Source organism: Acinetobacter sp. 24-47-67, assembly GCF_056779735.1.
Window position 1 is genome coordinate 68,181 of record NZ_JBWYIK010000006.1, and the last position, 12,006, is coordinate 80,186.

Here is a 12,006-nt window from a genome sequence, read left to right on the forward strand (position 1 = left end):
AGACATGCATAAGGAAATGTGATGAACAATAAAAAATATAATCACAGCTCATTGCTGGTTATGAATGCATTAAGCCTGAGTATCTTGCTTGCAAGCGGTCATGCCATGGCTTTAGAAGTGATGCATGACGAAGCTTTGCGAAATGTCAATGGTCAAGATGGTGTGCATATCTCGACAACATTGACTGAAGCCAACATGGATCAGGTCTATTGGCAAGATCAAGCTGGTCGTGGCAGTAGTGGAGCAACCAATAATACATTGCAGGCAACAGCAGATAATGTCTCTATTCGAAAAAGTAATGTCACTAATCAAACATTAGGGGCAGATATTAAAATTAATGCTGGAAGCAATGCGAACCAAGCAGGTTTAGACTTCAATGCCAGTGTGACACCTGCTTTAGTGACCATGAATAATCTCAGAATTTGTGATAACGAGAGTTCAAGCCGTTGTAGTTTTTCAATGGGTCAATTGGCTTTACAAACCACTTCGAATACTGATTTATCGCTTAGAACGATTCACGGATTATTCAGCAAAGAGAATCTTAGCGAAATCGCACTAGGGATTAAAAATGCCAATATCTATTTAGGGCAGACTGACGCACGAAACCAACTCAACCAACTTGTTTTAAACAACTTCAATTTCAACTTCAAAGCACGTGGTGCCATGTTTGTGGATGAAGTTGAGGGATTGAGAATGCAGTCGAATACACGTACAGGGTCGACAGATAATGTTGCCGGTATGAGTAGTACGCCTAATGATAATTTGGGTTATGTGGATTTAAACCGTGTTGCAAATTCGGCTTCAAAAAAAGCAGGATTTATTAACACAGGAACCTATGGCAATGGTAAGTCAGGTGCTGAGGGTGAAACAACAAACTCAGGTCTAAATATTGAAGTAATGTTGAATAAGAACGTGAGTTCAAATGACCCATATGCTTTAAATAGCAATACGAATAATCCTCAAGGAGCTAAAGGTCTCATACGTGTAGGTGCCAGCGGGCGAATGGTCAATTCATCGTTGCAATTTCGTGGTACAAAAGGCAATGAAAGTGTTCTAGGAAATGCCAATAGTCCAACAGCTTCATCTAGTAATAGTGTAATTGGTGATTCTGGAATCGGATTCCGTATGAAAGCTGACTTTACCAAAGACAATGATTCAATGCTCGGAAGTGATGGACAAGCAACGACTTTAGAAATTGGTGGGGCAGGTCTAAATGCATACGGTTTTGAGTTTAGTAACTTAACAGGGTTAAGACCAAATACTCGAGCATCTTTTGACAGTGGTAATGTGTATCTCAATTTAGCCGATACAAAAACACTGCGCTTACCTGAAAACGAAGTGTTCCAAAAAAGTCGTTTTGGTAATGGAAGTTATTTAACCTTAGCAACTGATTATCAGCACCAAATTCATAATGCAGTAACAGGTGATAATCCATACAGCTTGATTGCTGCGATTCGTGGTGCTGAATTTCAGTCTATTTCCCGCCGTGGACGTTTTACCAATAGTGCAGGAACACCAGCAGCTAACTTGTTTGCGAATACAAATGTTAAAAATGAGTGGGGTTTGGCACTGCCTTTTTATAATCTGAATGCCAATCTTGCTCTATATGGAACATCAGTTCGTGCAGATCAAGCTTTTTATTACACTTTAGCAGGCTCCGATGTTGTTAAAAACATGATTGCTACAACGGGTAATACCTCAAGAATTGGTTTGTCTTTTGCAATGAGTACCTCTGGGGTAGACCGAGCTAATGGTCAAGCGCTAGGTAATAAAACCACGTCAATTTTAGTGGTTGATGGAGGTAAGGTAGGCAGTGGAGATACGGCAACATCAACCGATTACTATATGGGTTTACGTAATATTGATCTGTACGCGAAGGGTACAGGAAATATGGGCGTAGAAAATGGTAGTGTAAATGTCAGCTTGCGCGATATGTTGATTGTTCTATCAACAGAAGTTGCTGCGGGATATCTGCCAGGTACCATTTATAAAACCTGTAAATTAAATAGTGGAGCAGCAGGATGTGCTACGCGAAGTTCATCACCAGATAACAATTTTGCTTTAGCTGATGATGTGATGTTTGTGGTGAAATCACGTCTTGGTGGTGATGTTGATTTTTCTTTAATTCCAAATAATGCTGCTGAAGATGGTCAGAACTTATCTTTTGTAGGTGAATTAGAATTGAAAGGTGACAATAACACCTTGCAAATTACCGATCCTCATAATGGTTCAACACTTGGTTTAGACCGTTTGACAGGTAAAATTGCATTTAATAATGCATTGGTTGTTAGTAAAGATCAAAATGGTGCGGGACAATTAGGTGTGAATGCTGCCTTGATGTTCAATCCTCAAAAGACAACTTCGGGTGTTTTTAGAGCAAGAGACATCAACTTCTATCCTCCAACTGTAGGTGCTGGCGCTCGTTTAGGCGAATTGGCTATTACTGGCGGTCGCTTGAATAGTGAATTGCGCATTACACCTCGAAATTAATAAGTAAATATGGAAAGTTGAGGGATAGACTCATGAATATGATAAAAACAAAACGATTCAGTTTGCTTATTTTGACCACTGCGGTGGGATTCCCGTGTTTTGCTATGCAACCATTAGATGATCAGTCTCTTTCATCTACTACTGGTCAAGATGGGATCAGCATTGGTATTGGAATGGATAAGATCCAGTTCACACAGGCTGCGATCATTGATCAAGACGGAATTAAAGATCCAATATTAGGAAAAAATTATTCACAAGCTGCTGGCTTAGTGGTCGCAGGTCCAACTGGTAATCCAATTCAGGTTCAATTTTTAGGTCATACCCCTGGTTCGTCTACAATCAATGCAAAAATTGATACAGACGGAGGCAATGGCACGCCATATGCCAATATAGGTATCACTTTTGCGGAGCAAATTACTGGGTTTAAATTGAGTCCATTCGCACTCTATATCGCCAGCAGTAATCAGGTGTCTGGTACTACGCAAACTAAATCGATTTATAATGATCTGAAGCAATTGGTGCCTGGCGTCGCTAAAATTTTAGAAATAGGCAGTACTGATCGAAACTTTGAAATTACATTAAATCAATCCCAACGTCCTCAAATCAATGTTCAATTAGGCAATGTGCCACAAGGCTACATGGTCCAGTTTGGAGGCGCAATTCAATCAATCTGTGGCACAGGCTCAGGCTGTCCTATTGCATTTGTATCTGGTAATTCTTCTGCAAAATTCGATTTTCAGGCTAAAGCTACTGATCAAAACAATGGTTTTTCATTATCTGGTTTCCATGCAGGTGTTGCACCTTCAGGTATTTACATCGGAAATACAGGACAATCTAGTAAAATGAATGTTGGTCTCAACAATGTGATGTTGGGACGTGAGGGGGCGAGTAGTCCGACGGTCTTTAATGGTTTAGCGAATGGCTCAATGGGGAGCTTTGGGGCTATTGGTACATCTGTGAAAGATTTGAAAGTGAACATCAACGGTCTATAAAAAATCCCGCGAATAGCGGGATTTTTTATGCTCAAATTATTGGGCGATTTTAGCGAGTATTTCTTCTTTACTCAGGTTGCTTGATTCAGTATCAGAACGACCTTTGTACTCAAAAGTACCAGCATCTAAACCTTTTTCACCGATAACAATACGGTGCGGAATACCTGTTATTTCGATATCGGAGAATTTAACGCCTGGTCGTTCATCACGGTCATCTAAAAGCACGTCATAACCAGCAGCTTGAAGTTCTGTATAAAGTGCTTCAGCAGCCTCTACAGTACGAGGTGATTTATGAGCATTCATCGGAACGATTGCGACATGGAAAGGTGCGATAGCAGCAGGCCAAATAATTCCTTTTTCATCGTAATTTTGTTCAATGGCAGCCGCGACGACGCGAGTCACCCCAATTCCATAACAACCCATTGTTACAGTGAATGGTTTACCATCCTTACCTAATACTTTGCAGCCCAGAGCTTCAGAGTATTTTTGACCTAATTGGAAAATATGACCAACTTCAATACCACGTTTAATTTGAAGTACACCTTTACCATCTGGAGATGGATCACCCTCAACAACATTGCGAAGATCATAAACTTCAGTGAATTGAGCATCACGCTCCCAGTTCACACCCGTCGCATGTTTGTTTGCTTCGTTTGCACCTGCAACAAAATCAGACAAAACTGATGCTGCTCGGTCAACGATGACATTAATCCCTTTTTCGACTAAACCTTGAGGACCAACAAAACCAGCGGTTAAGCCTAAAGCACTCAGTTGTTCTTCAGTTGCAAATGCAAGTGGTGATGCAATCAGCGGATGTTTCTCAGCTTTGATTTCGTTTAGCTCATGGTCACCACGAAGGAACAGTGCCACGACAGGCGCAGTTTTACCTTCTTCAGCGACTCCTTGTACCAACAAAGCTTTGACAGACTGTTTTGCATCGGTACCTAAGAAAGCAGATACATCAGCTATAGTCTTTTGATTTGGCGTTTCAATAATTTTTAATTCTTGAGTTGGTGCAGCACGTTCACCTACAAGAATCGCTTCAGCCATTTCAATATTGGCTGCATAATCTGATTCAGTTGAGAATGCAATATCGTCTTCACCGCTTGATGCCAATACATGGAATTCATGCGAACCTGAACCGCCAATTGAACCTGTATCCGCCTGAACTGGACGGAAGTCTAAACCTAAACGAGTAAAAATACGGCAATAGGCATCGTACATCGTGTCGTAAGTTTCTTGTAATGAAGCTTGATCTGCATGGAATGAGTAAGCATCTTTCATCACGAATTCACGAGAGCGCATAACGCCAAAACGAGGACGAACTTCATCACGGAATTTAGTTTGTACTTGGTAGAAATTAGCGGGTAATTGTTTATAACTTTTGAGTTCGTTACGCGCTAAATCAGTAATGACTTCTTCATGTGTAGGGCCGAGAACAAACGGGTTGTTGTGACGGTCATTAAAGCGTAAAAGTTCTGGACCATATTGCACATAGCGACCAGATTCTTCCCATAAACTTGCCGGTTGGGTCACAGGCATCAATACTTGTAGTGAACCAGCACGGTCCATTTCTTCGCGAACAATCGCTTCGACTTTATTTAACACACGTACGCCCATTGGCAACCAAGAATATAATCCTGAAGCCAATTTACGAATCATACCCGCACGAAGCATCAGCTGATGAGAGATTACTTCAGCATCACTTGGGGTTTCTCTTAACGTTGCAAATAAAAAGCGACTCGCGCGCATGGAATTTGTCCTAATAATGAGCGTTAAAGCATAAGATTATACGATAAAAAATGAGGTGAGCATTTTGAATGACACCTCATGACAATTCTCTACATTATGACATGAATTTTCGTGTTTGACGCACCATAAAATTCTTAAAGTCATCTAAGTAAGTAAAGATAACGGGAACCACAACTAAGGTCAGCAGGGTGGATGTAATGACGCCCCCAATGACAGCATGCGCCATCGGAGCACTTTGTTCACCTCCTTCACCCAAGCCTAATGCCAATGGCACCATACCCATGACCATCGCACTCGTGGTCATCAGAATGGGTCTAAGTCGTGTTTTACCTGCAGCAATAATGGCATCAAAACGTGTCTCACCGCGATCAATAGCTTTCTTAATAAAGTCAATGAGGAGAATCGCATTCTTGGTTACTAATCCCATTAACATGATGATGCCAATAATGGAGAATAAATTCATTGTTGAGTTAAATAAGAATAATGCAAGGAATACTCCGACCAATGACAATGGTAATGAGGCCATGATCGCCGCAGGATGAATAAAACTATTGAATTGAGAGCCTAAAACAATATAGATAAATACAATAGAAAGTGTAACGGCTGTAACAGCGTACCCAATCGATTCTTCCATATCTGCGTTTGCACCTTGTGTTTCAAAACCATAGCCAGCAGGCATCTCGAAGTTATCTTGCAATGCTTTAATATCTCGACCAATATCACCTGCAGGTCGACCTGAAGTATTGGCTTCAACCATGACTTCACGTGCTAAATCACGACGGTTGATTTGAGATGCACCATAACTTTCTTGTGTGCTTGTTACGCTTGAGAGCGGAACCAAGATAGGTTGATTATTCGCATCCACTTTTTGCGATTTTAAATATAAATTATTGATGTCACTTGGAAGCGTACGTTGATCTTCAGAGAGGCGCAAATTGACATCATAGGTTTCACCTTTTTCGTCTTTCCACGTCGTTACATCATCACCAGCAAGGAGAGGGCGGATCACATTGGCAATTTGGCTGACTGATAATCCTAAATCGTTTGCAAGTACACGATTTACATGCACTTCAAGGGTAGGTTTAGGCTCTTTGAGCGAGCTTTCTAAATCGACGACACCATCAATTTTTGCCATTTCCACCATGAAACGATCAGAAATTTTTTGTAATTCATCTAGCTCAGGTCCTTTGATGGAAATCATGACAGGCTTTTGACCACCAGACACAGTTTCATCTGCTGAAGCAATAGAGGTGAGGGTAATACCCGCCACTGTTTGTAGTCGATCACGAAACTCATTGGTTAAATCAGTCAGTGTCTGAGAGCGCTCTTGACGAGGACTTAAACTGACTCGGATGCTTACATGGTTTTTCCCGCGATCAGTCACCCCATTAATAACGCCGTACGTTCCTTTAACTTCTGGATGCTGTCGAATAATAGATTCAACTTGTTTTAACTTTGCCTGAGAGTATTCGAGTGAAGCATCTACGGGCGTTTCAAATTTGATCCGAATTTCACCTTTATCTGGAACAGGTACAAACTCTGTTCCCACCATTTTCGATAGCGCTAGCGCGCCAAACAGTGAAGCAACAGCAACGACAATTGTTAGAAAGCGGAATCTTAGTGCCAGTTTTAGCAGCTTCTCGTACACTTCATTTAATGAATCAAGTTTATTTGAGATCCCATTGAAGAAGCGTTTCAATGCGCTCGGTTTTTTATTTGGATGATGACGTTCAGCCCAGTGAGCTGAGAGCATTGGATCGAGCGTAAAACTGACAAACATTGAGATCAGTACAGCGGTACTTACTGTCACGCCAAATTGGTAGAAGAAACGACCGATAATACCGCCCATGAATGCAACTGGTAAGAACACCGCAACAATGGTCAAAGTGGTTGCGAGAACTGCCAGCCCAATTTCTTTGGTTCCATCTAAAGCAGCAGTCACATGATCTTTCCCCATATCAGCATGGCGGACAATATTTTCACGTACCACAATTGCATCATCAATAAGAAGACCAATACTTAAAGACAGGGCAAGAAGAGTCATCATATTGATGGTAAAACCAAAAGCCCAAATGAACGTTAATGTGCCGAGTAGGGCGATTGGCAGGGTAAGGCCTGTAATAATCGTCGATCTAAATGAACCTAAAAACAGTAGAACGATGACAACCGCAAGTACACCACCTTCAATAATTGTACGGGCAACATCACCAATACTTGCTCGTATGCCTCGAGATGTATCGACAACTACTTTCAATGTTGTCCCTTGCGGGAGTTGTTGTTCTATACGGTTTAGTGTTTTATAAGCCGCATCTACAACATCAATTACATTTGAATCAGAGCTTCTGAGAATATCCAACGCGACAGCATTTTGACCGTTAATGAATGCACTCGACTCGAGTTCAGCTTGGCTGTCGTAAATTTCAGCTACTTGTTTTAAGTAGATTGGCGTGCCATTTTTACTCGCGACGATGAGATCCCCAAAGGATTGGGGATGAATTACTCTTGATTTAATTTCAACAACCAGCTCTGAATTTGACTGTTTGAGTGTGCCCCCAGGGACTTCAATGTTTTCGCCTTTTAGTGTGTTAATGACTTGATCAACGCCAACACCAAGACTTTGTAATTTTTGTGGATTAACTTCAATACGAATTTGACGCTGCGAGTCACCTAGCAGATTAACTGTACCTACCCCACGAACAGTTCTCAATTGAGGAACAATTTTTTGATCTAAATAAGAGCTGAGCTCTCGGAGTGACATATTCTCAGACTCAAATACCACCGACATGATGGCACCTGCGGAAGGGTCATAGCGCTCAACAATAGGATCAGTAATTTCATCACGAAATTCAGCTGTCACTGGCGCAATTTTGTCTCGAATATCTTGAGCTGCAACGGTTGAAGGAACATCCAAATTAAACTCAGTGATAATTGTAGAGAGTCCTTCACTCGACTGCGATATCACTTGTTTAACACCTGAGATCGTATTGATCTGATCTTCCATCTTTTTGGTAATTTCAGATTCAACAGTTTCAGGAGAAGCACCTGGGTAAGTGGTATACACGACCACAAATGGGAAATCGACATCAGGGAATTCTTCAACTCCCATTCGTTGCCATGATGATAAGCCCAATACCATCAGGCATAGCATCATCATGATCGTAAAGACAGGATATTTCACACTGATTCGAGTTAACCACATAGTACAGATCCTGTCTTACTTTGAAGCAATTGAGACTGTTTTATTTAAGTCATCATTATTAAACTTAATTCTACTGATGTAATCCGTTGGCTGAAGACCACTGATCATTGCAATATTCTCGTTGGGTTGTCGATCCAGAATTCGAATATTGGCTTTCTGAATTTTCTGATCACGGATGATCCACAGATAAGGTTTGCCATCTGCATCTTGAATAGTATCAAGAGGAACTTTTTGCCCCTGAATTTGTTTGTCATCTAAAATGAAACCTTCGACAAAAGCACCAATACTCAGTGAATTGATTGATTCATTCGGTTGAGCAAAAAACTCAACCTGACGACTGATTTGATCGGCCATAGGGGAAATGCGTGTTAACTTGGCAGTATAATTTTGGGTAGTCCCTTGAATTTTATATTCAATATTGTTTCCAATGTTGAGCGCATGTTGAGATTCGACAGGGAGTTTTGCTTGAATCTCTAATTTTTGTGGATCTACGATTTCAAATAGTGTTTGACCCATTGAAACGGTTTGACCAGGTTCAACTTGACGTTTGGTAATCACGCCAGAAATGGGGCTACGAATTAACCCATCAGCATCGGCTTTCAGTGCGATATCCACATTTGCTTGCTGAGCTCGTACAGTTTCGAGTTGAGCTTTATGCTCCACTTGACTTTGTTCATATTCAACCTTAGAAATAAATCCTTGATCATAAAGTCGTTTTTTTCGAGTAACCATATTTGAAGCTTGTTGTGCCTGCGCTTGTGCAGAAGCAAGATTAGCGCGAGCTTGTGCGAGTCGGGCTGCATTATCTTGATTATTTAAACGTACCAAGACTTGTCCTTTACTCACCCTTTCACCGACTTGTACATAGACTTGGCTAGCAGTGGCAGTCACTTGCGCTTGAATTGTACTTTGATTCACAGCGCGTATGGTGCCCGTGAAAGCAAATTTCAGATTTGAGACCCCATTTTCAACTTTGACTAAGTCCTGTTGTATTAATTCAATTTTTTGAGGGGTAGATGAGGTTGGCTGTACACTTTCGTCATTTTTTTGACAAGCGGCTAAAAGACAACTCGTACACAGCGTTCCTAATACGAGATATTTCTTAAACTGACTGCTGTGTCGAGTCGCATTCGGCATGTGATAATTCCTTTCCATTCAGACAAACTCTTCTTTATTCAAGAGTTTTTAAGCGCTTGATAATATTGTCGTATTGTGACTGAGTATTTCGATAGTTTGTTTGTAAAGATTCAATATTTTTTTGGATATTACTCATATTCTGCGCATTATAAGTGATTCGATCTTGTAAGTTTTTAGGGACAGGATTCCCTTTTTTGATATAGGTCTGTTCCTGCTTTTTAAACAATATTCGATCTTGCTCCAGTTGTTGGTACTGTTGTTTTTGAAAGGTGATTTGTTTGTTGATGTTTTTCAACATATCATCACGTTTGTTCGCAGCCACTTTACTAGAACCATAAGCACGTTTTAAGCGTAGATCTTGTTCATGTTGTTTGGCTTGTTGCGTACGTACACCACTTTGTTGCTGTTCTTTATCGGCATCATAAGGTCGATTTTTTTTAATCACTTGCATATTACGGTCAAGTGCTTCATAACCGTGACGAATATGCTCTGGTGTTACCGAACTACTAATATTAGCTACGCCATTTTTATCATAATAACGATACCAAGACGGTTTGGTCACTGTGGTATTAGCAATTGCTTCACTGATACATAAACCAAATGTCATCATGATCACTAAGAATGTTTTATGATGAAGATGCTTTAACCCAATTCTTGATTTGTGCGAAAGATTAAACATTGGAATTGGCCCCCGTGATATCAATTCAATTTTTTAATTTTTGCTTTTAATAACAAGCATTTTATGTGGTTTTGGTAAATTTATAAATATAAACCGTTAAATAATTTACGCTTAATCTGATTCACCCTTAAATTCTATGAAGCTTTGTGACACAATCTCTCCGCGAGTACTCAACTGCATTGAAAATCAATGTAATGTTATGTTAGAAAATAATGGTTATTCTCTAAATTAAGCGTTTCATTTTTCTTTAAATCTCATCTCAGGAAGGATCATTCAATGGATGATAATCTGCAAAATATTAAAGTGATGGTCATTGATGATTCAAAAACGATTCGTCGGACCGCAGAAACTTTATTACAGCGTGAAGGATATGACGTTGTAACTGCAGTAGATGGATTTGAAGCATTATCTAAAATTGCTGAAACTCGACCTGATATTATTTTTGTAGATATTATGATGCCGCGTTTAGATGGGTATCAAACGTGCGCATTGTTAAAAAACTCACAAAATTTCCAACATATTCCAGTGGTCATGTTATCCAGTAAAGATGGGATGTTTGATCAGGCAAAAGGACGAGTTGTTGGATCTGATGAATACCTCACGAAACCATTCAGTAAAGATGAGCTATTGAATGCGATTCGTAAACTTGTCGCTTCACGTTAAGTACTGGGAAAACAAAATATGACACGTATCTTAGTGGTAGATGACTCTCCAACAGAAATGTTTAGATTTAAAGAAATTCTGTCCAAAAATGGCTATGAAGTGCTAGAAGCAACCAATGGTGCAGATGGTGTTACCTTAGCGCAAGCAGAGCAACCAGATCTTGTACTTATGGATGTGGTGATGCCTGGTGTGAATGGATTTCAAGCGACGCGGCAAATTGCAAGAGCTGATGTAACGAAGCATATTCCAGTTGTCATTGTCAGTACCAAAGATCAGGATACGGATCGAATTTGGGGCAAAAGACAAGGCGCTGTCGACTACCTGATCAAACCTGTAGATGAATCAAGATTACTTGATGTCATTCAGCAATATTTAAATACAGGCACAGCATGATCATTCAAGATGAAAGTGATCAACAACACTGGTTAACGCAAGCCAGTAATGCTAATTCGGCTCAAGCAAATGAGTACCGTGATGTGCAAAATCAGGACCTCTGGTCTGGTGTATGTTTTAAAGTTGAGCAGCAGCAACTTATTACCCCACTTGGTGATATTGCGGAGGTTAGCCCTTTACTGAGCATTACCTCATTACCACTTACGCCGCCGTGGTATTTAGGTTTAGCGAATTTGCGAGGTCGAGTACTGTCCGTATTAGATCTAAAGCAATTTGCTTTGAGTAAATCAACACAATTACACGCTAATGTTAAAATTTTATGTTTTAACGTGGGGCAAGACTGTGTTGGATTGCTTGTGGATGAAGTCCTTGGTGTAAAACATTATAAGAATAATACCTATAGCACCAGTTCGGATTTGATCGCAGAACCATATAGATCGTTTTGCCAAGGTTATTTTCTCGATCATTCAACACCTGTAGCTGTGCTGATGATGAGTCTGCTATATGAGCATGATCGTCTAAAGCACATGTTCACATCAAATTCAATTTAATGTGTAGTCAGCAATAGTTTTTTGGGGGAGCTGAGTGAGTTTACGGTTAAAAAAGACCAGTCGGAATGTGAATGATTCAGATTCCAACACACAGGGATGGAAAGCTTCACTTAAGTTAAAACTTGAACAGTTTTCAGAGCTGTTTGGGAA

Annotated in this window: 9 protein-coding genes; 5 read left to right on the plus strand and 4 right to left on the minus strand. The window is 40.3% G+C overall.

The annotated features are described in order from the left end of the window. The first annotated feature begins 21 nt into the window (after positions 1-21). On the plus strand, positions 22-2,490 hold the full coding sequence (locus tag AC1M9K_RS09010; RefSeq protein WP_481589082.1) for a DUF6160 family protein: 2,469 nt from the start codon (positions 22-24) through the stop codon (positions 2,488-2,490). Between the two features lie 32 nt (positions 2,491-2,522). Further along, a complete protein-coding gene (locus tag AC1M9K_RS09015) occupies positions 2,523-3,482 on the plus strand; it encodes a DUF6160 family protein (RefSeq protein WP_228133288.1) in 960 nt (319 codons plus the stop codon). A gap of 36 nt (positions 3,483-3,518) precedes the next feature. Here the strand turns inward: AC1M9K_RS09015 and AC1M9K_RS09020 are convergent, their stop codons facing one another. From AC1M9K_RS09020 to AC1M9K_RS09035, 4 genes are all read right to left on the minus strand, one after another. After that, positions 3,519-5,234 (minus strand): proline--tRNA ligase, encoded by a 1,716-nt coding sequence (locus tag AC1M9K_RS09020; RefSeq protein ID WP_481589083.1) that lies wholly within the window; start codon positions 5,232-5,234, stop codon positions 3,519-3,521. Positions 5,235-5,328: 94 nt separating this feature from the next. Then, positions 5,329-8,433, minus strand: a complete 3,105-nt coding sequence (locus AC1M9K_RS09025) for an efflux RND transporter permease subunit (RefSeq protein WP_481589084.1) — start codon at positions 8,431-8,433, stop codon at positions 5,329-5,331. 15 nt (positions 8,434-8,448) lie between these two features. Continuing rightward, a complete protein-coding gene (locus AC1M9K_RS09030) occupies positions 8,449-9,570 on the minus strand; it encodes an efflux RND transporter periplasmic adaptor subunit (RefSeq protein ID WP_481589085.1) in 1,122 nt (373 codons plus the stop codon). A 34-nt stretch (positions 9,571-9,604) separates the two neighbouring features. Next, entirely contained in the window at positions 9,605-10,249 is a 645-nt protein-coding gene (locus AC1M9K_RS09035; protein WP_228143102.1) for a hypothetical protein, read from the minus strand. Positions 10,250-10,525: 276 nt separating this feature from the next. On the opposite strand from AC1M9K_RS09035, the gene pilG reads away from it, so the two are divergent. Genes pilG through AC1M9K_RS09050 form a run of 3 tightly spaced genes read left to right on the plus strand, consistent with a single transcriptional unit; the run spans position 10,526 to position 11,856 of the window. After that, complete coding sequence (pilG, locus tag AC1M9K_RS09040) at positions 10,526-10,912, plus strand: twitching motility response regulator PilG (RefSeq protein ID WP_035269072.1); 387 nt, start codon at positions 10,526-10,528, stop codon at positions 10,910-10,912. Between the two features lie 18 nt (positions 10,913-10,930). Further along, positions 10,931-11,305, plus strand: a complete 375-nt coding sequence (locus tag AC1M9K_RS09045) for a response regulator (RefSeq protein ID WP_035269071.1) — start codon at positions 10,931-10,933, stop codon at positions 11,303-11,305. Beyond that, positions 11,302-11,856 (plus strand): chemotaxis protein CheW, encoded by a 555-nt coding sequence (locus AC1M9K_RS09050; RefSeq protein ID WP_481589086.1) that lies wholly within the window; start codon positions 11,302-11,304, stop codon positions 11,854-11,856. The genes AC1M9K_RS09045 and AC1M9K_RS09050 overlap by 4 nt, the downstream gene beginning before the upstream one ends. Positions 11,857-12,006: the final 150 nt, after the last annotated feature.